This is a genomic window from Roseovarius sp. (assembly GCF_027019125.1).
In the GTDB taxonomy this organism is placed as follows: Bacteria; Pseudomonadota; Alphaproteobacteria; order Rhodobacterales; family Rhodobacteraceae; genus Roseovarius.
The window spans coordinates 54510-77059 of record NZ_JALUXE010000005.1; the positions used below are offsets into that span (position 1 = coordinate 54510).

At 58.7% G+C, this 22550-nt stretch carries 27 protein-coding genes and 1 tRNA gene; 20 read left to right on the forward strand and 8 right to left on the reverse strand.

What is annotated here, in order from left to right; all coding sequences use genetic code 11:
• Positions 1-49: 49 nt before the first annotated feature.
• Positions 50-613, reverse strand: a complete 564-nt coding sequence (gene efp / locus MVC20_RS03300; protein ID WP_297538412.1) for an elongation factor P — start codon at positions 611-613, stop codon at positions 50-52.
• A gap of 217 nt (positions 614-830) precedes the next feature.
• Between efp and MVC20_RS03305 the strand changes: the two genes are divergently transcribed.
• Positions 831-1151 (forward strand): DUF6280 family protein, encoded by a 321-nt coding sequence (locus tag MVC20_RS03305; RefSeq protein ID WP_037271076.1) that lies wholly within the window; start codon positions 831-833, stop codon positions 1149-1151.
• Positions 1152-1300: 149 nt separating this feature from the next.
• A complete protein-coding gene (locus MVC20_RS03310; RefSeq protein WP_297538414.1) occupies positions 1301-2767 on the forward strand; it encodes a cobyric acid synthase in 1467 nt (488 codons plus the stop codon).
• Here MVC20_RS03310 and MVC20_RS03315 read toward each other — a convergent pair.
• The 3 genes from MVC20_RS03315 to MVC20_RS03325 all read right to left on the reverse strand — a co-directional run bounded on the left by MVC20_RS03315 (position 2752) and on the right by MVC20_RS03325 (position 5759).
• Positions 2752-3591, reverse strand: coding sequence for a hypothetical protein (locus MVC20_RS03315; protein WP_297538416.1), 840 nt, complete (start codon positions 3589-3591; stop codon positions 2752-2754). The genes MVC20_RS03310 and MVC20_RS03315 overlap by 16 nt on opposite strands.
• A 72-nt stretch (positions 3592-3663) precedes the next feature.
• Positions 3664-5070: a TolC family outer membrane protein gene (locus MVC20_RS03320; protein WP_297538418.1), complete on the reverse strand. Its 1407-nt coding sequence runs from the start codon at positions 5068-5070 to the stop codon at positions 3664-3666.
• A gap of 35 nt (positions 5071-5105) precedes the next feature.
• On the reverse strand, positions 5106-5759 hold the full coding sequence (locus MVC20_RS03325; RefSeq protein WP_297538420.1) for a protein-L-isoaspartate O-methyltransferase: 654 nt from the start codon (positions 5757-5759) through the stop codon (positions 5106-5108).
• A gap of 184 nt (positions 5760-5943) precedes the next feature.
• Between MVC20_RS03325 and MVC20_RS03330 the strand changes: the two genes are divergently transcribed.
• Positions 5944-6017: transfer RNA gene (locus tag MVC20_RS03330), tRNA-Cys, on the forward strand.
• 62 nt (positions 6018-6079) lie between these two features.
• Here MVC20_RS03330 and MVC20_RS03335 read toward each other — a convergent pair.
• A complete protein-coding gene (locus tag MVC20_RS03335) occupies positions 6080-7105 on the reverse strand; it encodes a tyrosine-type recombinase/integrase (RefSeq protein ID WP_297538421.1) in 1026 nt (341 codons plus the stop codon).
• Positions 7106-7627: 522 nt separating this feature from the next.
• Between MVC20_RS03335 and MVC20_RS03340 the strand changes: the two genes are divergently transcribed.
• Entirely contained in the window at positions 7628-7933 is a 306-nt protein-coding gene (locus tag MVC20_RS03340; RefSeq protein ID WP_131727396.1) for a hypothetical protein, read from the forward strand.
• Between the two features lie 2 nt (positions 7934-7935).
• Here MVC20_RS03340 and MVC20_RS03345 read toward each other — a convergent pair whose 3' ends face one another.
• Positions 7936-8352, reverse strand: a complete 417-nt coding sequence (locus MVC20_RS03345; RefSeq protein WP_297538426.1) for a hypothetical protein — start codon at positions 8350-8352, stop codon at positions 7936-7938.
• A 383-nt stretch (positions 8353-8735) separates the two neighbouring features.
• Between MVC20_RS03345 and MVC20_RS03350 the strand changes: the two genes are divergently transcribed.
• Complete coding sequence (locus tag MVC20_RS03350; RefSeq protein ID WP_297538428.1) at positions 8736-8948, forward strand: helix-turn-helix transcriptional regulator; 213 nt, start codon at positions 8736-8738, stop codon at positions 8946-8948.
• A 569-nt stretch (positions 8949-9517) separates the two neighbouring features.
• On the opposite strand, the gene MVC20_RS03355 is transcribed toward MVC20_RS03350, so the two are convergent.
• Positions 9518-10429 (reverse strand): LysR family transcriptional regulator, encoded by a 912-nt coding sequence (locus tag MVC20_RS03355; RefSeq protein WP_297538430.1) that lies wholly within the window; start codon positions 10427-10429, stop codon positions 9518-9520.
• A 19-nt stretch (positions 10430-10448) separates the two neighbouring features.
• Between MVC20_RS03355 and MVC20_RS03360 the strand changes: the two genes are divergently transcribed.
• The 6 genes from MVC20_RS03360 to MVC20_RS03385 are packed head-to-tail and all read left to right on the forward strand — an operon-like array spanning position 10449 to position 15103.
• Positions 10449-11549 (forward strand): ABC transporter substrate-binding protein, encoded by a 1101-nt coding sequence (locus MVC20_RS03360; protein WP_297538432.1) that lies wholly within the window; start codon positions 10449-10451, stop codon positions 11547-11549.
• Positions 11550-11573: 24 nt separating this feature from the next.
• Positions 11574-12287, forward strand: a complete 714-nt coding sequence (locus MVC20_RS03365) for an isochorismatase family protein (RefSeq protein ID WP_297538434.1) — start codon at positions 11574-11576, stop codon at positions 12285-12287.
• Positions 12284-12676 carry a pyrimidine utilization protein C gene (gene rutC / locus MVC20_RS03370; RefSeq protein ID WP_297538436.1) on the forward strand — a complete coding sequence of 131 codons (393 nt, stop codon included), beginning with the start codon at positions 12284-12286 and terminating at the stop codon, positions 12674-12676. The genes MVC20_RS03365 and rutC overlap by 4 nt, the downstream gene beginning before the upstream one ends.
• A complete protein-coding gene (locus tag MVC20_RS03375; protein WP_297538438.1) occupies positions 12673-13515 on the forward strand; it encodes an ABC transporter permease in 843 nt (280 codons plus the stop codon). The genes rutC and MVC20_RS03375 overlap by 4 nt, the downstream gene beginning before the upstream one ends.
• Before the next feature lie 11 nt (positions 13516-13526).
• Entirely contained in the window at positions 13527-14339 is an 813-nt protein-coding gene (gene rutD / locus MVC20_RS03380; protein ID WP_297538440.1) for a pyrimidine utilization protein D, read from the forward strand.
• A complete protein-coding gene (locus tag MVC20_RS03385) occupies positions 14336-15103 on the forward strand; it encodes an ABC transporter ATP-binding protein (RefSeq protein WP_297538443.1) in 768 nt (255 codons plus the stop codon). Before rutD ends, MVC20_RS03385 begins: the two co-directional genes overlap by 4 nt.
• A 371-nt stretch (positions 15104-15474) precedes the next feature.
• Here the strand turns inward: MVC20_RS03385 and MVC20_RS03390 are convergent, their stop codons facing one another.
• The gene (locus tag MVC20_RS03390) at positions 15475-15666 is read right to left on the reverse strand and encodes a hypothetical protein (protein WP_297538445.1); all 192 of its coding nucleotides are present in this window, start codon (positions 15664-15666) and stop codon (positions 15475-15477) included.
• A 259-nt stretch (positions 15667-15925) separates the two neighbouring features.
• On the opposite strand from MVC20_RS03390, the gene MVC20_RS03395 reads away from it, so the two are divergent.
• The 9 genes from MVC20_RS03395 (at position 15926) to MVC20_RS03435 (ending at position 22550) form a co-directional block, all read left to right on the forward strand.
• Positions 15926-16252: a hypothetical protein gene (locus MVC20_RS03395; protein ID WP_297538447.1), complete on the forward strand. Its 327-nt coding sequence runs from the start codon at positions 15926-15928 to the stop codon at positions 16250-16252.
• A gap of 64 nt (positions 16253-16316) precedes the next feature.
• A complete protein-coding gene (locus tag MVC20_RS03400; protein WP_297538449.1) occupies positions 16317-16895 on the forward strand; it encodes a lytic transglycosylase domain-containing protein in 579 nt (192 codons plus the stop codon).
• Positions 16895-17185, forward strand: a complete 291-nt coding sequence (locus MVC20_RS03405; protein ID WP_297538451.1) for a TrbC/VirB2 family protein — start codon at positions 16895-16897, stop codon at positions 17183-17185. Before MVC20_RS03400 ends, MVC20_RS03405 begins: the two co-directional genes overlap by 1 nt.
• 7 nt (positions 17186-17192) lie before the next feature.
• Entirely contained in the window at positions 17193-17471 is a 279-nt protein-coding gene (locus MVC20_RS03410) for a VirB3 family type IV secretion system protein (protein WP_024096577.1), read from the forward strand.
• The gene (locus tag MVC20_RS03415) at positions 17461-19827 is read left to right on the forward strand and encodes a type IV secretion system protein B4 (protein WP_297538461.1); all 2367 of its coding nucleotides are present in this window, start codon (positions 17461-17463) and stop codon (positions 19825-19827) included. The genes MVC20_RS03410 and MVC20_RS03415 overlap by 11 nt, the downstream gene beginning before the upstream one ends.
• Positions 19820-19978, forward strand: coding sequence for a hypothetical protein (locus MVC20_RS03420; RefSeq protein ID WP_297538463.1), 159 nt, complete (start codon positions 19820-19822; stop codon positions 19976-19978). The genes MVC20_RS03415 and MVC20_RS03420 overlap by 8 nt, the downstream gene beginning before the upstream one ends.
• Positions 19971-21119: a lytic transglycosylase domain-containing protein gene (locus tag MVC20_RS03425; RefSeq protein ID WP_363320685.1), complete on the forward strand. Its 1149-nt coding sequence runs from the start codon at positions 19971-19973 to the stop codon at positions 21117-21119. Before MVC20_RS03420 ends, MVC20_RS03425 begins: the two co-directional genes overlap by 8 nt.
• The gene (locus tag MVC20_RS03430) at positions 21116-21895 is read left to right on the forward strand and encodes a type IV secretion system protein (protein ID WP_297538467.1); all 780 of its coding nucleotides are present in this window, start codon (positions 21116-21118) and stop codon (positions 21893-21895) included. Before MVC20_RS03425 ends, MVC20_RS03430 begins: the two co-directional genes overlap by 4 nt.
• A 4-nt stretch (positions 21896-21899) precedes the next feature.
• Positions 21900-22550: a type IV secretion system protein gene (locus MVC20_RS03435; RefSeq protein WP_297538469.1), complete on the forward strand. Its 651-nt coding sequence runs from the start codon at positions 21900-21902 to the stop codon at positions 22548-22550.

The window sequence follows — 22550 nt, forward strand, 5'->3', positions numbered from 1 at the left end:
CAGACCATCACTGGTCTGCCCCCGATGTCTGTTCCGTGACCTTACCGGCTCAGGCGCGCTCGGAATATTCCATGGTCTCGGTATTGACGACGATATCTTCATCGGGGCCGACGAAGGGCGGCACCATGACCTTGACCCCATTGTCAAGGATCGCAGGCTTGAAGCTGTTTGCCGCGGTCTGGCCCTTGACCACCGGCTCGGTCTCGACGATGCGGCAGATCACCTTTTGCGGCAGCGCGGCATTCAGCGCCTCGCTTTCGTGGAATTCCACGGTGATGGTCATGCCATCCTGAAGGAACGGGCGGCGCTCACCCAAGAGATCCGCAGGCAATTCGATCTGCTCGTAGGTCTCAGTGTCCATGAACACCAGCTTGCCGTTTTCTTCGTAGAGAAACTGCTGGTCCTTTTGCTCAAGCCGCACCCGCTCCACCTTGTCGGCGCTGCGAAAACGCTCGTTGAGTTTGGTGCCGTTACGCAGGTTCTTCATCTCGACCTGTGCAAAGGCGCCGCCCTTGCCGGGCTTGACATGATCGACCTTCACAGCAGCCCAGAGGCCGCCGTTATGCTCCAGCACGTTACCGGGGCGAATTTCGTTTCCATTGATCTTGGGCATTGCGTTCAAACCGTGTCAAAAGGTTGATGTGAGATTGATCCTCCCTATATCTGGAGGGATGATGGGTGGCAAGACAACGAAATGTCGTGAAGTGTCGGATCGAGATATGCAAAATTCGCATAGAAGTTATGCAACTACGCTCTATCCGAATCACAAAAACTTCGCCATAAGGTCCGTCACGCCCAAAACGCAAGAGCAATAAAAACAAGGACGAATGATGAAGGATTTCGTTGACGGTACGGCTTTCAACGCCGAACAGGGCAACCGTGCTCGTAAACTCTTTGCGGCCGTCGTACTGGCCGCTCTGGATGATGCCATTTCCGATGACAAGAAATATGGCAATGGCCCCGAGCAGATCGCCCGCTGGGCGCGGTCGCGTGATGGCCGCGAAGTTTTGTCCTGCGCCGGGATTGACCCGAATGAGCGGGTTGTGGCCGGCCTGATGGATTTCGTATCCAAGGGCGTGCGCACCTCCGTGGCTCTGTCGCGCGAGGAAAGTGAACGCCGCAATGCAGCGGCACAGGCCGAAGCCGCCTGATCAGACCCGTCAGACCATGTAACAAAGCCCTGCCGTTTCGGCAGGGCTTTTGCATTCCAGTCGGTAAAACAGACCTTTGTGACGGAAACCAGCCTTCCCCCCTGCCCCGGCAAAAGGTATCAGCACGGGGTGACAAGAGGGGCATCGCAATGACGCGCGCGATCATGATCCAAGGGGCAGGCTCGAACGTGGGTAAGTCCATGTTGGTGGCCGGGTTGGCGCGCGCCTACGCAAGACGCGGCCTGAGCGTGGCCCCGTTCAAGCCACAGAACATGTCCAACAATGCCGCCGTGACGGTGGATGGCGGCGAGATTGGCCGCGCGCAGGCGCTTCAGGCGCGGGCCGCCTACCGCGCGCCGCATACCGATATGAATCCCGTGCTGCTCAAACCAGAGAGCGACATCGGCGCGCAAGTAATCGTGCAGGGCCGTCGCTTTGCCACGTTACGCGCACGCGACTATGCCCGCGCCAAGCCGCAATTGCTGGCCCCCACGCTGGAGAGTTTTCACCGCCTCGCCACCACCGCCGATCTCGTGCTGATCGAAGGCGCAGGCAGCCCGGCAGAAATCAACCTGCGCGCAGGCGATATCGCCAACATGGGCTTTGCCGAGGCCGCAGGCGTTCCGGTGATTCTTGTGGGCGACATCGACCGGGGCGGGGTCATCGCGCAGGTTGTGGGCACCCAGGCGGTGCTGCCGCCCGAGGATGCCGCCCGGATCAAGGGCTTTGCCATCAACAAGTTTCGCGGCGATGTCAGCCTCTTTGACGAAGGGCTGCGCGAGATCGTGACGCGCACCGGCTGGCCCTCCTTGGGCGTGGTGCCATGGTTTTCCGATGCGTGGCGGTTGCCGGCAGAGGATGTCATGGACATCAGCTCGACCAAGGGCGGCGCGTTCAAGGTTGCGGTTCCGCGCCTGAGCCGCATCGCGAATTTCGATGACCTTGACCCGCTCAGCAGCGAACCCGGCGTAACCGTCGAGATCATAAGCGCGGGCACCCCCCTGCCCGGCGACGCCGATCTGGTGCTCATCCCCGGCAGCAAATCCACCATTGCCGATCTGGCGCATTTCCGGGCCCAGGGCTGGGACATTGACCTTGCCGCCCATATCCGGCGCGGCGGACACGTCCTCGGCATCTGCGGTGGCTATCAGATGCTGGGCCAACGGATCGACGATCCCGAGGGCATCGAGGGGCCGCCTGCCTCTGTGCCCGGCTTGGGGCATCTCGATGTGGTCACGATCATGAAGCCGGAAAAGCGTCTTGCATTGACGCAGGCCATCTATCTCGCCAGCGGCGACGTGGTCGAAGGCTATGAGATTCATCTGGGGGAAACCAGCGGCCCCGATTGCGCTCAGGCGTGGTTGCAGGTCCGGGATCGCCCCGAGGGCGCCGCCTCAACCAATGGCCGGGTGCGCGGGGCCTACCTGCATGGGCTTTTTGCCTCGGATCCGTTTCGCGCGGCGTTTCTGGCTGGATTGGGCGCGCCCTCCGATCTGCACTATGGGGCAGATGTCGAGGAAACGCTCGACGCCCTCGCCGCGCATCTCGAGGAACATATGGATCTGGACCTGCTCTTGTCGCTCAGCGCGGAAATTCCCGCTCAGTCGAAATCCTGACTGGTCAGTGCTCTGTGAATCTCGCGGCGCACCAGCTTTCGCACATTGCGCGTGATCCGCTCTCCAAGCGCACCCTGCAGTTCTTGCCGGACGATTTCAGCCACAAGATCGCGCAGCGCCTCTTCATCCAGCACTGCGTCATCCAACACCAGGCCCTCACCGTGCTCCGAGGCTCCGGCAGGCGTCGGGCGCACCGCCTCGGCATCAGCATCCTGCCAGTCCTGCACATGGCGGTCCGAGGCGAGATCGTCGGCCTCATCCCAGTCAGGATCGGCTGACGGCGTGGCCTCATCCTCTTCAAGCTCTGTCTCGACCTCGTGCGTCTCAGACCAACGCAGCGTCGATGCGGCAGCATCCCCCGCGTAATCATCGTCAGAGGCGCCATCCGGCTCCCACTGATCATCCCGCCCAGCGACCAGAGCCTCGAATTCCGCCGCCTGCGCACTCAGCTCCGACGGGACATCAGGCGCATCGTCGGTCTGAGCCTCCTCTGCCTCGATACCCTCCGGTTCGCTCTCATTCTGAAACGCGGCCTCAGCCTCCGGTTCGGCCGTGTCGGTCCAAACGCTCTGCACCTCTGGCTCAGTCTCCTCAGTCTCCGCCGCGTCCAATACGGCGGCCTCTGTCGTAGGCGCCTGCGTCTCTGCCAAGGGTTCGTCCACACGCAAGGCCGGTGTCAGCACCAAACGACCCGGGCCGGGCTCCTCATCCTCCTGTGTCGGCGGCACTGTTATGTTTAGGCGGTCCGACTGGGCATTCGATACCAGACGCCTGATCGACGACAGGACATCCTCGATTTCCACATTGGTTACGGGGTCGGACATGCTCTTGTACCATTCTTGCCTGCGTAGAGCTTACCGCTGCACGTGCCGCCACACAACCGATTCAAAAACTTTTCAGTTTTTTCCCAAGGCGCGCAGCACACGGTCAAGCTTTTGCCCCTGCGGGCTGCTCTGGATCGGCGCATCCTTGACGAGCTCGTAATAGGCCGCAGGATCATAGGTCTGAACCCCAAGATTCAGATCCCGGGCAGTCAGCTCACCAATCGAGGCAAGCACGGAATAAGAGGCAATCACCACATCCGCATTGGCTGAAATCAGATTGGCCTGGGCATCCAGCAGATCCTGTTCCGCATCCAGCACATCCAGCGTGGTACGGGCCCCCAAGGTCGCCTCTTCGCGGGTGCCATCAAAGGCAACCTGGGCCGCACGTACTGCCTCGCGGCTGGCGGTGCGGCTGGCGCGGGCGGCGCGCAGGTTGGCATAGGCGTCGCCCACATCCTGCTTGACCTGAAGCCCGGCAAGATGAAGCTGCGCCAGTTGCGCATCGCGTTGCGCCATCGCCTGACGCTGCTGCGACGTCAGCCGTCCGCCACGATAGATCGGGCCGCGCAATTCGACCCCAAGACTGCCGGTGCGCGACATGTCGGGCCCATCAATATCCTCGGACGCACCGACCCGCGCCGTCAGATTGAGCGTCGGCATAAGCGCTGCCTCAGCCGCGCGGATATTCAACTCGGCGGCAGCCACGTTGTGCTGTGCCTGCAAAAGATCCGGGTGACGCCGCAGCGCCGCCGCTTTGGCGGCATCGACATTCTCGCCCAATTGCGGCAGATCGGCCGGGGTCTGCAAAACGCCCGGATCGCGCCCAACCGCCTCTCGGAATTCTTCGATGGCGCGCGTCAGATCGCCCTGCGCCGCTGCCAACCCGCTCTGTGCAAGCGCCACGGCGGATTCCGCCTGCGCCACATCGGTGCGCGTCACTTCGCCAACCTCGAACCGATCCTCAGCCGCCCGCAATTCCTCGCGCAAAAGCCGCAGGTTGTTCTGGCGCAGCGCCACGAATTCCTGATTTCGGATCACGTTCATATAGGCCTGCACGCCTGTCAGCAGGACGAATTGCTCAATGCTGATCAGCGTCTGGCGCGTGGCCAGCACGGTCTCTTTGGCGGATTCAGTCAGGAAATCGCTGCGCCCGAAATCGTAGAGCAAAAGGCTGCCGGTGATCCCAAGATTGAGCGCGGTCGATGTGTTGTTGCGATTGACGCCCTGTGCGCGGGTGTCCGAAGAGTCGAGAGTGATCCCCGATGTCCAGTCAATGATCGGCCTCAGGCTTGCCACAGCCTGTGCCACATTTTCATCGGCGGACCGCAGCAAGGCGCGGTTCTGATCCAGAAGCCCACTGTTGAGATAGGCACTCTTGAGCGCATCCGCGAGCGTCTCAGACTTGGCCGCGACTGGAGCAAGGCTGAGCAGCGCCACCCCGAAAACACCGCCCAAGACCCGCAATTTGTCCGCTCTCATGCGCCTGCCACCTCTATCTTGCCGCGCCGCACCCCTCACAGGGTAAAGGCCGCATGCCGTTCAAATCCGCGCAGTACCGGGGCGCCCGCGTTGAAAGCGTAGCGCCAGTTGATGCGCCCGTCGATCTTGTAACCGATCCGCACCACACCAAGCGCGCCCTCCATGAAGAGGCAGGCCATGCGCCCCCCCTCCTTGAGTTGCGCCACGAGACCCTCGGGCAGATGCTCAACAGCCCCCTGCACCGTTATCACGTCATAGGGTCCATGTTCCGGCGCGCCATCGGCCAGCGGCCCCTCGTGCAGAACCACATTGTCGGCTCCCTGCTCGGACAATGTGCGCTGTGCCTCGGCGACCACCGATGCCTTATCCTCAACCGCAACGACCGCCTCTGCCATGCGCGCGATCACCGCCGCCGAATAGCCGTAGACCGAGCCGACATCGAGCACGAGATCATCATTCTCGATCTCGAGCGCATCGAGCATCTTGGCCAATGTGCGCGGATCGAGCATCACCCGCCCCTCGCCCAGATCGAGATTCTCGCCCATATAGGCCGCCTCGCGCAGGGCCGTGGGCACGAAGGCCTCACGCGGCACCGAAAGCATGGCATCAATGATCGGGAATTTGGTCACATCAGAGGGGCGCACTTGCGTGTCTACCATCATCATGCGCCGCGCAGCATAGTCTGTCATACTCTAAACTCTTGCGTTCGGAATCCTGTCGCTTGAGGTTTTCGCACAGAACCCGTTCGGCGGCAACGGCTATAGGGCCCAAAGGCGCGGGACAATTTCAACATGCAAATTGACCCGCCAAAGCCCGCTTTGCCCACTTGCGCCACCCGGCCCGATCAGATAATTCATCCCAACCACACGGAATGGCGAGTTGGCGGAGTGGTGACGCAGCGGATTGCAAATCCGTGTACACCGGTTCGATTCCGGTACTCGCCTCCATTTAAAAACAATCACTTACATCACTCCTTGCCGTGTTTGAGGCCCCGCGTTTACAGGGGCGTTTACATTTTTGTGCCTTGAGACAGTGATTTTGCTCGATTGAGCTTACGCAGAACCTCATCGCTTTCGTCCGGGCTAACCTGCGCATAATGCTCGATTACCTGCGCCGCGTAGCGAACCGACCACCCCATCAGCACCGCGATCTGGCGCAAAGACAGATCAGCATTCAGCAATCTTGTCGCCGCCGTCCCGCGCGTATCAGACAGAGTCTTCTCCCTGCCGTCGATCCATGGGGGTATCTGAGCTTCGCGCCGCCACTTGGTAATCTGGTTCGATGCCCAACGGGCCGTCAAAGGCCTGCCAAGCTCTGATACCAGCAGCACCTCTTGGCCTTCCGGCGTCTCTGCGATCAATTTCTCAAGGGTCGATGTGGCCGGGATATATGCAATCTGGCCGCGCTTGCTAGTCCTGAAACGAAGGCGCTTGCCGTGCGGCGTGTCTTCGAATTGGTCCATTTTGACCTGAACCAGATCGGCCGCTCGCAAGCCGGTTTCGCATCCTGCGGTCAGTATCCTTTGGACCCACTTGGGTGCATGTTTGTTGAACTGAGAGATGTCGCCGCTGGTCCAAATGATTTCTGTGCGGTTCGATTGGTAGAGCTTTTTGAGCTTGTGGCAGTGATGCTCTTTCAGCTTCCCCTCTTCCACCGCCCAATTGAGGACGCGCGTAGCATGGGTGCCTGCCATATCGTGCTGCTTGGGCGAATGAAGCCACTTCTTGCGCCAATTGTTGACCTCGCCACGAGAGGCACGCTCTTCGAACATCGCGACAGGATCGGCACCGAACTCCTCGCGGAACAACTCCAGCCATTTGCGGATATCAGCCTTTGAACGCTCAGCCTTGGGCAAGGACGCGCTGGACAGAAAATCGTCGACCAAGTGAGTCGTCAGATATTCAGCCGGGCTCACGGGCGTACCGCACTGTGAAAACGCATGGAAGAATTCGGGTTCCTTGGGGTTTGGGTCCGTCCCTTCCCAAAATTTGGGGCCACCCCGCCAAGCATAGAAATGGTAGCGAACACCGGACACGACCTTACGCCGGACACGATGGACACCCTTGGGAAGGTTACTTCTGGGCACGGCGTGCTCTCCGCTGTGCAACGAGGCTCGGTTGCGAAGTCGCCTCGCGTTCTGCCGTGCTGATGCCCTGAACAGCATCCAATCGCGCGCGAATGAGTTTCGGGTCATACCACCCGCGCCGCCCTGGCACCGGAGCGATACCCGTCCTACGACAGAAATCATAGAAGGACGCGCTCGGCTCGCTGTACCCGAAGAGAAGCGCAAGCTCTGGGGTCGGAATCAGCTGAATATGGCTTGGGCTCATTTTTCAGCCCTCTCACCTACGGCTTCTTGCCGCGACATGGCTGCCCGCAAACAAGACACCACCTGAGCGCCTTGCGAGCGCAAGTTCCGCACTGCTTCCTCTTCGAGCCAGGCTTTCACGTCCGCTGGAAGGTTAAGTTTGAACTGGGTTGTCTTCATATTTACACCTCAACAAAAGGACATAAAATGTCCATATCATTGAGGACAAATACTGTCCATCATGGAATAATGAAAGAAGAAGCCTTGGTCCAATTCAAACTCTTGCTTCCCGCCGCGCTCAAGAAGCGTCTGGAAACGCATGCCACACTGAACCGGCGCAGCCTGTCTCAGGAAATCGTTGTCGCCCTAGAGGAGAAGTACCCTGCTGCAGAACCGGATGCGACGTCCGACCCAGCGGCACGACTGCTGTTCTGGCTCGCCAAACGCATCCGTCGAAGAAACCCGAAGCCCGGAACTCCCAGAGATAAGCAAGCCGCCCTGTATGAGCGCATTGCGGGCGATATCGCGGAACGTATGAAGGACATTGGCGAATAGCCTTAGTTGGCCACCCACTCATATCCATGGTTACCTTCGTGATCCTCCCATTCAACACCGACCCCGCGCCGCCAATTGGCTGACGAACAGCGCCGTGACGGCAGAACCCATTGCGGTGCGGCCGCTGGTGTCGTGCGCTGCCAGCCAAATTCCCCCTGCGTGCCGTAGCTCCCGAGGCGCATGTTGTAGCTCTCAGAGCAATCATCGTCGCGGCCGCGTTCGCGATGGCTATAGTGCCGAACATCCCAGACACGGATCGAGCGAACGAAGTCGAATTCCATGCCACTGATGTCGATATCGGCACCACCTTCGACCACCTGTGCCAGAAAGACTTGGGCAAGCTGCCGACCTGATTGGTTGCTGGCCTCCCAGATTTTCGGGGCCGTGCTTTGCAAAGGCGCGCGCTCAGAAACACCCATCGGGCAGCGCCAGATTTGCAACGGCGGCTCAATTGGCCAGGGCGTAATCCTGCGGATAAACACGGCGCGGGCATGGGCACATTCTGCGGACGCGGGCCACCCACCAGCCAGGCAAAGCAGAATGGCGCAGTCAACCTGATAGGCTTTCGCCGCTTGTGGAGCCACGGTTGAAAGCAAAGCCATAGCGACCCCGCCGAGCCAATTCTTGATGAATCTGCACCGCATATCAGTTCATGCCTTTTGATTACATTACTACACTATTGTCACCCTACCGCCACTCTCTGCCTTTACACCATATGCGAGCATGCTCTTTCTGAGGCTCGCGCGTGTTTTGTGGAATATATTCCGTAGAGCGGTTCGTGTGATCTGGCCGAATACAGGCCATGAAATTGAGGGAACAAGTAGGGCTAAACATCCGGAACCTAAGAAATTCCAAAGGTATGAGCCAAGAACAACTAGCTTTGGCTGCGGACGTGGACCGCAGCTACATCAGCGAGATCGAACTCGCCAAGAATGCAGCATCAATCGATATTCTGGAGCAGATTGCGCTTGCCCTCGATGTTGCTCCGAAAGAATTGTTTAACGAGAGGGGCTAGTTTTGCCCAAACTTGAGATTGTTCGCACCACGGCCGAAGCCATCGGCCGTATTTCATGCATCAAAACAGGTGAAGAAATTGGCCTTCTGTACCAGTGGGACAACGGCGAAACGCAGGCAGCGCTATACAATGACAGCCGCCCTAAGACACCACTCTGCTCGGATCATTCCCCTGAACCGGACCTTGACGCAAAACGCAGCTAACGGCCGGAACGAGCCCAGAGTCACCTATGCTGCGGAATGAATGAAGGGCGGCTTTCCGCAAACCACGGGAGCAAGCGGATCATTCCTTCGCCTTCCGGTCCGACTGGGCAGGGGGGCGATTGCATTGCGATCTGTGAGCACAAGGTCTCACGTCGAGAGTGTGGATCTTTCCCAAGATTACATGAAGGCATTTGATGGCGCAAAAGTGGCGCATGTCGGACCGGCAGTGTTAGGCGAGGCAGATGATACAAATCGTATAATTCGTGCAGCTATCGGGAATTTGAATTTGCAGTAGTGCTACACCTTTCAAAAGTGTTGTGCGCCCCGTTTCACGTCGCCTGATTAAAAACAGGTGCAGAATATGATTCAGGTAATGACATAGTCAGAAGCTTCTTTCTCTAACTGACTTTTAAACGCTTCGACTGCCGGTGTTGGCGAGCTGTCCTTGCGCCATGCCAGATGCAACTCCCGTGTGACAACAGGATTGCGCAAAGGTCGGAATGTGAGAACCGGGTCACTTGGCTCTGGCCAAGCGAGGCTTGGAAGAGGCGCAAGGCCGATGCCTTCTCGTACCATTGATAGAAGCGTCGAGGGGTTCACCGCTTCATAGGAGACTTTATTCTGTAGCATCCCTGCCGGAAGGCCATGTTCCAGTTCCAGCCGAATGCCGGTTGTCGCAGCCATCATGACGAGCCCCGCATCGCGTGCTTCAGCCCAGGAGACAGCCTCTCTTTCGGCAAAACGATGATCTCTTCGCATGACCAGTGCGAAACGGTCCGTCAAAAGCGGAACGGCATCGAGATCGGAAAGATCAGGTGGTTCATTGGCAATCGCCAGATCAACGTCCCCTTTGCGTGCCATATCCATGCACCGTCCGCGGGGTTCTTCAAAAATTTTAATACTTATTTTCGGATATTTGGCACGAAACGCGTTGATGGTTTTCGGGACAAGGCGAATTGCCACGGACGGGACGCAGGCGATATTCACCTGCCCGCGCTCGATTTCCTGCCACGCGCGCATGTCCGATATCTGACGCGTGAAATCCGCGATGATGCGCTGCGCCCCCGGCAGAAACTCCTCCCCCATACGACTCAGCATTACCTTGCGGGTTGTACGGTCAATTAACCGAACGCCTAAATCTGCCTCAAGTCGCTGAATAATTAAGCTTACCGTCGATTGAGACAGCCCACAGGCCTGTGCGGCATGGGAGAAGTTCTGGGTCTCCGCAACAGCCACAAAGACCTGTAAATGCTTAATTTCTACATTATTTATTGTCATTTTAAATATATATATCGAATTGGGCTTAATTGACAATGAAAATCTGCCCGGAAATCTGATTGCCATCCACTTAGCCACAGGTCGAGTAAACGACCGCGCATCAATCAGGGAATACACCATGCTCAACAGACGTTCTTTCATCGCTTCCGGCCTGACTGCCGGGGCCGCATTTTCCACGGGTGTCCTGCCAGCATTTGCCAACACCTCCGTCACCGTCTCGGAAGCCATTAGGACGGCCATGTATGCTCCGCTTTATGTCGCTGCGCACCTTGGCCTCTATAAAAAACATGGGCTGGACGTGAATTTGCAAACTGCGGGCGGTATCGCGCTTCCGATCCCGATGATCCTGTCCGGCCGCAGCCTCGTGGGCGTCACCAGCCCCGGCATGTCGGTGAATGCGACGCGTGAAGGTGCCTCCATCAAGAATATCGCCAAAATCGTTGGCGGTGTGTCGATGTGGGCGATTGCCAAGCCGGGTTCCGGGATTTCCACAATCGAAGACCTGAAGGGCAAAACCATTGCAACGCTGAAATTCCCCTCCTCGACCATTCAGGTTCCGACCTATGCGATCCAGAAAACTCTGGGGATGACCCCCGAAGAGGCCGGGATCACGTTCCTCGAATTGCCGCCGGGCGCACAGGCAACAGCCGTGAAAGATGGCCGGGCCGATGTTGCCACCGCCTTTGAATGGGATGTCTCCGTCGGGGCGCGCGACTTCGGCCTGGAAGCTGTGTTGTCGCTGGCTGATGTGATCGGGCCGACCTCCTTCACGACCGCCATGGCCACCGAAGAGGCGATTGCCAATCACCCAGAAGAAATTCAAGCATTCTGTAACGCCATGGCCGAAGCCATGACCGCCATGCATGCCGATCATGGTCTCTTGGCCGCGACCGGCGCGGAGTTCTTTCCGCAGGTGGATCAGGACATCATTGAAAGCGCTGCGGGGAACTTCTTCGCCTCTGGTGTCGCAATTCCGACCACTCCGGTGATCTCTGAAGACGAATTCGCAAGCGCCATGTCGCTTGAATTGGGTGGTGGCTCGATTTCCGAAGCCCTGCCTTTCGAACAAATGGTCGACAACCGCTTCGCAACAGCGGCGGCCGCAAAATACGGAGCCTAATCTATGAAAGATAGCCAAACACTAATGATCGCAGGGGACCAAACCGCCCCTACGATCAACTCCCAGCCGGAACCGCTCGGGATGAACCCGAAAGAAACGGCGATTGTCGTCGTCGATATGCAGAATGGCTATTCCACCAAAGGCGGCTACGTCGATCTGCGCGGCTTTGATGTTTCCGGCACCCGTGCGGTGATCCAGAACATTTCCGATACGGTTGACCTTGCGCATCAGCTCGGGATGCCTGTGGTCTTCCTGCAAAACGGCTGGGACCCAGAGCTCAAGGAGGCGGGCGGCGAAGGCTCCCCCAACTGGTATAAATCCAATGCGCTCAAACTGATGCGAGAAAAGCCCGAACTCAAAGGCCAGCTTCTGGCCAAGGGGGGCTGGGACTATGCGCTGGTGGATGAACTGACCCCCGGCCCGGATGATATCTTGCTGCCGAAAACCCGCTATTCCGGCTTCTGGAACACGCAGCTCAATTCCATCCTGCGCGCCCGCGGCATCAAAAACATCGTGTTTTGCGGCATTGCGACCAATGTCTGTGTTGAGACCAGCATCCGCGACGCGTTCCACAACGAATTCTTTGCGGTGCTTCTCGAAGACGCCTGTCACCAGTTGGGTGACGACATGATCCGTGCCGCAAGTATCTACAACATCAAGACGTTCTTTGGTTGGGTCGCGACCTGTGCCGACTTTGCCGAATACGCTTCTCTTACTCAAAAGGAAACCACCGCATGAATGATCGTGTGCTGATCCCCGCTGGCACTGGCGCTCCCCTTGGCCCGTTCTCGCCCGGCATGATGGCTGACAATGTCATCTACACCGCTGGCATCCTGCCTTTTGACGAGAACAACAATGTGGTCCATCCCGGCGATGCCGCCGCGCAAACCCGCCATGTTTTCGAAACCATTCGCGGCATCCTCGCCGAAGCCGGCGCCGGGTTTGAAGACGTTGTGTTCAACCATGTCTTTGTCGCTGATTTCGCCGATTACGCCGCGATCAATGCGGTTTACGCGGAATATTTCCCTGACACAAAACCCGCACGCTACTGCGTACAGGTCGGTCTGGTGAAACCCGAGGCCAAGATCGAGATTGCCACGATTGCGCATAAAAGAGCGGCGTCATGAGCCTTACCGACACAACATCGCCGCCTGCGCAGCGCGGGCAGACCGCATCGCGCGGTCAAAATACGACAGGACCGAAGTGGAAGGATGTAACGCCTTCCACGCTCCAGATCCTAACATGGCAGATCGCGCTTTTGGTCGGCCTGCTGGCCCTCTGGGAACTCGCCGTCAGCCTTGGCTGGATCGAGGTCTATATCTATGGTCGCCCAAGCGGCATTTTCGCCAAAGCGGTAGAACTGATAGGCAGCGGCGCGCTCCTGCGCGACAGTGCCCTGACCGCTTTCGAGGCCGTCAGCGGCTTTATCATCGGGACCGTGACCGGCTCTGTTCTGGGGTTGGCGCTCTGGCTCTCCCCCATGGGGGCTTCGGTGCTGCGTCCCTATATGATTGCGCTGAACGGCCTGCCCAAAATCGCGCTGGCGCCTCTGGTCATCATCTGGTTCGGCATCGGGCTCGGATCCAAAATCGCGTTGGCCACCCTGATCACCTTCATTGTCGCCATGATCGCGGCACAACAGGGCGCGCGTGAGGTGGACAGTGATCTGGTGAAACTGATGCGCTCGCTTGGCGCCACACGGTTCAAGACCTGGCGTACCGTAATCGTGCCGGGTGCCATGCCGTGGATCGTCTCTGCCTTTCGTCTCAATGTCGGCTTTGCTCTGATCGGGGCCGTTGTCGGCGAATATATCGCCTCGAACAAAGGTCTTGGCTACATGATTTCCTATGCTGGCACGCTCTATGACCTGAATTCGGTCTGGCTCGGGATTGCCGCTCTCATGGTTGTGGCCTTGCTCATGTATGCGGTCATCGACTGGTGCGAAGCGCGGTTCAAGCAACGATAAGGAACAGACAAATGCCAATCGCATATAATGGCAGCGTTGCACTGCATTACGAGGTCAGAGGTGAGGGGGAAACGCTTCTTCTGTCGAGCGGGCTTGGCGGCTCGTGTGACTATTGGGCACCCCAAATCAACGATCTGAGCAAAAAGTTCCGGGTTGTCACCTACGATCATGCCGGATGCGGGAAAAGCGCCCGCGCGGTCGGCCCCCGCAGCGTGACGGACTTCGCTCTGGACATGAAAGCCGTGCTTATGGCCGCTGGCGCATCCCAAGCGCATATCATGGGGCATGCTGTTGGCGGCATGATGGGGTTGCAACTTGCGCTCATGGAACCCGATCTGGTGCAGAGCCTCGTCATCGCGAATGGCTGGGGCGCACCTGATCCGCATATCAAGCGATGCTTTTCCGTTCGGAGCAATTTGTTGCGCGATAGCGGCGCAACCGCCTATGTCGAAGCTCAGCCACTTTTCCTTTATCCGGCCCCGTGGATTTCAAAACGCGATGCGCAATTGCGTCAGAATGCACGCCACGCCCCTGAGCACATGCCGGTCGAGGCCGATCTTTTGGACCGCATCGAAGTGTTCCAAAACTATGAGCCTTCGGACATGGCTTTGCGGACCCTATCTGTCCCGGTTTTGTGTTTGGCGACAGCCGATGACATGCTTGTCCCATGGACGGCCAGCAAAGCTCTGGCGGACCGTCTGGGCAATGGCCATTTCGTCCTGTTCCCGGATGGCGGACATGCCTCAAGCCAAACGGACCCCACCACATTCGATGCCGCTGTGGCGCGGTTTCACGATGCCTATGCAAAGGAACTTTCCCTATGACCGCAATTTTGACAGCCGACCAGGTCGGCATGGTATTCGAGACCCCCGGCCGCAACTCCGTCGAGGCAATCCGCGACATCTCCTTCGAGCTGCATGCAGGCGAAATCGTTGCGCTGATCGGGCCGTCGGGATGTGGCAAGACAACTTTGTTCAACATCATCAGTGGTTTGCTGGAACCCAGCCGCGGCAGCTTCACAGTCAACGGCGGGAAGAATGGCCAGTCTGTCGGCTATATGCTGCAAAAGGATCTTTTGCTGCCATGGCGCAGCGTGATCGACAATGTGGTGCTTGGACTTGAGGTCCGCGGTGTGGATAAATCGGCCTCCTACCCCATCGCCAAACGCCTGATCGAAGCTTACGGTCTGGCCGGTTTCGAGAATGCCAAGCCTGAGACCCTATCGGGCGGGATGCGGCAACGCGTGGCCATCATGCGCACACTGGCCTTTGACCCAGCCGTGGTGTTGCTCGATGAACCCTTCTCGGCGCTGGATTTCCAGACGCGGACCTTGCTGCAAACCGATGTGGCGCGGATCATTGCCGAGAAACAGAAAAGCGCAATTCTGATCACGCACGATATTGGTGAGGCCTTGACCATGGCGGATCGCGTTCTTGTTTTGTCGCAACGCCCCTCTACGGTTGTTCGGGAACTGGTGATCGATATTCCGCGCGATGCGCGCGATGCCGTTGCCCTGCGGTCGGACCCGCGTTTCAACGACATGTTTATAACCATCTGGAACGACATACAGGGCAAAGCAGCAGCGTGAGCTGTCTGGCAGATCTGCCGCGCGTATGATCTTGCGATATCTTTGACACTGTTTGTGGCGCCCCATGCGCGGGGCGGCCATATCTGAATATATCGTGCTTGCGGCAGTCTTGCCGTAGGCACACAGATCACGGATCTGTTGTTCCATGTTGCTATCAAAGAATGGCAGCAGAAACACAGTGAGGCAGGTACTCCGAATTGGAAGCTATAGCTGAGTCCACTCTATCCGAGCCATTCCCAAAGCCACCTTTTATTGATCGGTTCACCAGACCGGACATTGGCGCACATGCTCCGAAAGCTCGCTTTGTCCCGCGTTGGCGACCTTCGCGGCAGCTTTTTTGAACGGCAGCTTTCTCTACGTGAGGACGGGTATCATTTCCTCATATCATCCAGGAACTCCAGAACGCGCGCATAGTCTCCACTGACCTCGCGCGCTTGTTCGAAGACCTCTCGCCTCTGCTGATCTAGGCAACGAAAGTACCGCTCGACATCGGTAAAATACGTCTCCGCATCGCGCCTCAACAGGTCAGCATAGGCCCGCACGTCGTCGGCATTGGTCGGCATCCAAGGCGGCGCAGGCGGCAGGCAAGTGCCCGCAATCGCGGCAGATCCCCAGCTCAGAACGGCCATAACCGCCCATGTTTGTTTCAAAAGCGCCATATTATCTTGGCTCAGCCACTCCGTTGCAGTAAATTTGTTTCAACGCATGAATGGCGCGATAACGCAAATCGCACCTATTGATTGCAAGATTATAATATTGTATCGGTTCGGTAGTCCATGAGGGACTGCCGGGTCCATGCACAATTCTGCAAGGCTCGATCCTATGAACTTGATGCAAGACGCCCCCAATGTTGTCAGTGAAGACGGGCTGCGCACGCTGCTTGCCGAGGGTCATTCGGCGGATGTTGTGTGCCGGGTTACGCCCAAACGTACAGGTGCTCAGTGGTCCGGAGTTTGGACCGTGCATTGCGTCTCTCCAGACGGTGAGACACGTCGCCTGCTCGTTACAGCGCGCAACAATATGGCTGCTCGAGAGTTCAAAACAATCAACGGCTTATCCAGCTTCCTTGCTGGCCTTGGCGTTTCGATCGTCTCTATCCCGATGCTCGAAGGCAAGATCGCCTCTCACAAGTTGGACGACGCGAGCTAAACCGCTTGCCGTCCTCGCAGCATTCTTTGCTGCACCCGCCTATTCTGAAGGCTTCATTCTCTCCATGCGGGCCAATGGCCAGCTGGAGACCAAGGCACCTCAATCCGGTTTTGCACAAAGCTATGTCGACGGAATTGGTGCAAATCCACCAGAACTGATCGTTTTCGCAGCGCCTGAGCCGGAGACATCACCTCCTGCACCCACCCGCGCAGTTCCCCGCCCCGAAATCCTTGCAGCCCTTGAAAGCACCGCGCATCGCTATGGCGGGCACCCGGCGTTGCGCCGCGCAGGTCTGTCGGTGACGCAATGGCAGGCCCTCTTTCAAGCCAATATCGAGATTGAAAGCGCCTATCGCCCGAATGCGCGCAGCTCCGCAGGCGCGATCGGCCTCGGACAGTTGATGCCCGCAACGGCCGCGCAGCTCGGCGTCGATCCGCATGACTGGCAGGCAAACCTTGATGGCTCTGCCCGTTACCTTCTGATGATGTTGGCGCAGTTCGGCACGCCCGAACTCGCACTCGCTGCCTACAACGCGGGGCCAGACGCGGTCGCGCGCTATGGCGGCATTCCTCCCTATCGAGAAACCCAAAACCACGTGCGCCGCGTCATGGCCGTGCGTGACCGACTGACTGGAGCCTCCTGATGCACATACATTTCCGCACAATCCTGTCGCTGGCTCTGGCCAGTTTGATGTTTGCCAACCCCGCCTTTGCGCAGAGCATCGACCTCTCACCGGTGCAGAACCTATTGCAGGGCATTGTCGACACGATCACCGGCCCCCTTGGCATAGTCATCGGCACCTTGGCATTGATCGGTGTGTTCCTCTCCTGGCTCTTCGGCATTCTGGATTTCCGCCAGGCTCTTTGGGTGCTGGTGGCCATTGCGGGCATTGCAGCTGCGCCGACCATCGTGACCGCGATCTGGGGAGCGTAAATTCGACATGGCAACGCAAACCCGCCTCTTCCTGGGCTTGATCCGGCCGCCAAAGCTCATCGGCTTGCCGATCATGTATGCCATGGTCTGGCTCTTCGGGTTTGTGTTGCTGTTTCTCTGGGTTCAGAGCTGGCCGGTGATCATCATCGCCGCTTTGGCATATCCCGCGCTGTGGAAAGCCGCTGACTGGGATCCGGCCTTTCTTGAGGTGATGGTCACCGCGCTGCAGGAAACGCCGCCCACCCCCAACCGCAAGATCCATTCGGGGGACAGCTATGCTCCATGACCCTTCGGATGACCTTGCCATGCTGCCAGATTGGGCGCGCAAAGAGCGCCCGATGGCCAGCATGCTGCCCTATGTCAGCCTCGTGAATGATGTGACGATCCGCACGCGCGGCAATGCTTTGTTCCAGTGCATCCGCCTTGATGGCGTCAACAGCATGACCTGCGATGACGCGCATCTGGAGAAGATCGGCACGCTCTTCGCGGCGATCATCGCGCAGATCGGGCCGGAGTACAGTTTCTACGTCCACAAGGTTTCAAAAGCGATCGAGACGGCCTTGCCACCGGTGCCCGAGGAAGGGTTTGCGCAAGCACTGGATATCCGTTGGCAAACGGCCATGGCGCAGGCTGGTCTGCGGGACAAGACACTCACGCTCACGGTGCTGAAACGTCCTCTCCTCGGCGCGCGGCTGCGCCTGAAACGCGCGGATTCGATAGCACAGCTGAAAGACCAGACAGCCAAGCAACTGCGCAAGCTCGAGGAGGTCGTCGGTTTTCTCAGATCGTCTTTCTCTGAAATGAAGCCACGCTTGCTTGGGGCCAAAAGTGGCGAGCTACTCGGGTTTCTCGGGGCGCTCAACATCGGACAGGAACGACCGCTGTTCGCCAAATCGCGATTTGGCGTCATTGCCGAAGATGTCGCCAACACGCGCGTCACGTTTCAGGGGCGAGACTTCACGTTGGACGATGGGACGGCGGGCAAGCGGTATGGCACCAGCTTTGCGATCAAGACCTACCCCGCCAAAACCAGCTGCACCATGTTCGATGAGCTGAACCTGCCGGTCGACATGTTGGTCACGCATTCTTTCACGCCGATCAACAGCAACATCATGGCCAGCCGGATCAAGCGCCAACAGCGTCTGATGAAGGCCAGCGACGACGGCGCGATTTCCCTCGCCGAAGAACTGGTCGACGCGCTGGACGATCTGGAGTCCAAGCGGCTTAGCTTTGGCGATCATCACATGACCGTCACGGTTTTCGCCGAGACCGAGGAAAAGCTGGAAGCAATCGCCGCCGAGGTACGCAACATCGCGGCCAGTGAAGGCGTCAATCTGGTGAACGAGAGCTTTGCGGCGCGGACCCATTATTTCGCGCAACATCCGGGCAACGGACAGATGCGCAGCCGCAAGGCGGCCATCACCAACACCAACTTTGCCGACCTCGCAGCGCTTCATCGCGGTCAACTTGGCAAACCTGGTCACCAGGTGCCTTGGGGCAAGCCGATTACTCTCTTCCCGACGCCTGAACGCTCGGGCTTCTTATTCAACTACCACGAGACGGGTCAGCCGGACAAAGAACCGACCGGCGGGCATACCTTGATCCTTGGCCGACCTGGCTCTGGCAAGTCAGTGCTGTCGGCCTTCCTCATGACCCAAGCCCGTCGCTGCGACGCACGCGTCTTTGTCTTTGACTATCGCGCGGGCATGGAAATGGCCGTGCGGGCTAATGGCGGGCGCTACAGCGCCATCAAGGCGGGTGAAGCAACCGGCCTCAACCCACTGCGCACTGAAATCGATGGGCGCGGGCAAGCCTGGCTGTCTGATTGGCTGGCCACGCTCTTGCATCGCACCGACAAGCCCCTGAGCCCGGTCCAGATAAATCGCATCCAAGAGGTGGTGCGCCAGAACGCCGGGGCGAGCGAAGCCGCCCTGCGCAACTGGCGGGATTTGGCCTCCCTCTTTGTGGCGGGCGCAGATGAAGGGGATCTGTTTGAGCGGATACAGGAATGGACCGCAGATGGTCGCTATGGCTGGATCTTCGGTCAAAGCGCTGAGGATACCTTCTCGCTCGATGGTGATGTCGTGGGGTTCGACCTGACCGGTATTCTCGACAGCGAAAGCGAAAAGGAACGCATGGCGGTCCTGTCATACCTGTTTCGGCGGGTGGAGCGTGTAATCGAGGACCGCAAGCCGACATTGATCATCATCGATGAGGCATGGAAGGCGCTCGACAATCCGTATTTCGCGGATCGGCTCAGCAACTGGCTGGTCACGGCGCGCAAACAAAACGCGGTTGTCGTGATGATGACCCAATACGCAAGCCAGCTCGAGAAAACTCGCACCGGCAAGACGATTGTCGAGGCTGTACCGACGCAGCTCCTGCTGCCCAACATCCGCGCCTCGGCCAGCGATTACACCATGCTGGGCCTCACTGACAAAGAGCTGAGCGTTTTGCTCGGAACAGGCAGCAACTCCCGTCTGGCGCTGGTGCGTGACGATCAAGGTTCGGTGGTGATCGACGCTGATCTCAGCGCCCTTGGCCCCTACCTCACGATCCTTGGCGGCATGGAAAAAGGCGAAGCGCTGGTCGGCGCGGATTACCGCCAAAACCCCGATTTTTGGAGACAGATGGATGCGTAGATTGCTCGCGTTGACCCTCACCCTTTTGACCCTGACAGCCTGTGCGGAATACCGGCCGTCAGAAGCCGAATGCTTCAACTCCTTTGCCCAGGTCAGCCGCAGTAACTGCAATTTCGAGCTGCTCGGGCCGATTGGCAATCTCAGTGACTAAGTTCCCCCTGCATATCTTTGCGGGCCTTGCCTGTTTCGCTGCGCCATTGGCCTTTGCCCAAGGCGTGCCCACATTCGATGCGGGCATGTTCTTGCAGCGCGAGCGCGTGTTGCAGCAGGGCGAACAAGATCTGGCGCTCCAGCAGAATCGGTTGACCAAAGAAGAAGAGCTTGAAGAGCTCGAGCAAGAGCAACTCCAGGCGCTGGAAGACATCCTCGATGCCGCGACGCTTGCCAGCGGAAACTCAGGCGCACTGGTCGCGAGCTTGGAATCTGGTTCATCGCCTGAAAGCGCCGCTAACACGCTTTACGGTCCGGTTGATCCAAACCCCGGCGCAGCCCAGATGTTCGGCGACGCCTCTGGCTCGATCGAAGAGCTGATCATTCAGGCCGCGCAGGAAACGCACCACATGTCTGGTGTGCGCGCTGCCGGTCTGTCGCCAAAACAATGGCGCTGCCTGTTGCAGGCGCTGATCTGGCAGGAAAGCCGCTTCACCATCGGCGCGCGCTCCCCTGTCGGTGCATTCGGCCTGACCCAGATCATGCCCGGCACGGCACAGGATCTCGGGATTTATCCGGCTTATTATGAAAACCCCTACATTCAGGTCACTGGCGGCGCGCGCTATCTGGCGCAGATGCTGGCCATGTTTGATGGCAACATCATTCACGGGCTAGCTGCCTACAATGCCGGTCCCGGCAATGTGCAGCGCTACGGCGGTGTGCCACCCTTTGCCGAAACCCAGCACTACGTTCAAGTGATCCCCGAGCGCTACAATCTCTATCTTGCACGCGTCGGCGGTGTCGATGCGCTTGGCACGATTGATCCGGTTCTGCTCGCCAACTCCACGATGAGCCTGACCTCTTTCGGCGCAGGGGTCTACGGCGATTACTCCTTGGTGTCGGTGCATGCGGCCGCGCGGCGCGTGCAGGACATCATCACCCGCATTGGCGAGACCGACGACATTCACGCGGCTATGTCGCTGAACACCTACGCGCGGGCCGAACTCGCTCGCCTGATCGCGATCCGCACGCGCCTCAAGGCCGCCCATACCCGCCCGCTTAGTGCGGCAGAACTGGCCATGGCGGCCGCTCAGGCGCGCGAACAAGACTTCATGCAATTCGATCAGGAGGTTCTCCGATGATCCGCTTTCTTTCCACCGTTGCCACCTGCGCGTTGCTGGTTGCCTCGCCCCTGTCTGCCCAAGGTGTCCCCACAGTCGATACACGCAACATCGCGCAGGAAATTCGTCAACTGCAGCAGATGCTGGAGGATTTCGGGATCCAGACCGACCAGCTCGATACACTCCTCGAACAGCTCGATCTGGTGCAACAGCAGCTGGACACGCTGAACGAGACCTACGCAGCCCTGACCGGCGCGACGGACATCATCGAAATGGCTATGGGCGGTGACCTCGATGGGCTTTTGGACCAAGAATTCGGCGATCTCCTTGGCACCATCCGGCAGATCCAAAGCGGCGATTTCAGCGGCCTCATCGGAAACGCAGCCCCTCAGATGGAAGGACGCATGACACAAGCCTTGGAGGATGCGGGCTTTGACCAAGACAGCCTGTCCGACATGGCCAGCAGCGGCAATCCGGGGGCGGAACGCATTGCCAGTCAAGCGGGCACCGGGGCCGTAATGTCGGCCGCTGCTGAGAACAGCTATGACGAGGCTGCACAGTCTCTTGAGCGGGTCGAGCAACTGGTTTCGCTGATCCCAGACATGGAAACGCTCAAGGAAGCCGTCGATCACAACACCCGTGTCACAGCCGAGCTGGCCATTGCCATGACGCGCATGTGGGAGCTTGAAGCAATTCAGACCGTCGGCGCGGGCCAATCCGGCGTTGTCGATGCCGCGACGCTGGCCGAAGAGCGCCGCTACATGGACTTCACCCTGCCAGACCTGCGCGCGGATTGATCCTATGAACAGTGAGGCAGAAGTCATCGAAGAAGAGCTCGTCTACGGCGCACGACGACGCGAGCTCCTGTGGCAGAAGCTGGGGCTGACAGGCATGGGGTTTGGCATGGCAGGTTGCCTCGCCGCTGCACTCGTAGCCCTGTTCGACGTGGACCCGCCGCCCATGATCGTGCCCTTTGATAGCGAAACCGGCATGGCCCTCCCCAATGCAATGGTTGAAGCGGTCTCACTCACGGAACGCCCCGCTATCATCGAGGCACAGGTCTACCGCTATGTCATTGAACGAGAGACGTACAATCAACTCGACAATGACGTGCGTGTGCGGCGGGTCATGGACCTGTCGGATGGTGCGGCCGCCGCCGGGCTACGCGCGCTTTGGACCAGCGGCCACGAAGCCTATCCACCCGACAGCTATGGTACAGATGCCCGGCTTGATGTCGAAGTTTTGTCGATCACGCACATCAGCGCCAATCGTGCCCAGGTGCGCCTGCGTAAGCGGCTAAATTCACCGCGCGGCTCTCAAAATGGGCTCTTCTCCGCAACCCTGATGTTTGAGTTTCGGCCCGAGAATAGCCGGTCGATCGATGATGTCTGGCAGAACCCTTTCGGCTTCACCGTCACCGAATACGCGATCCGCTCGGATCGTCTGGAGTAA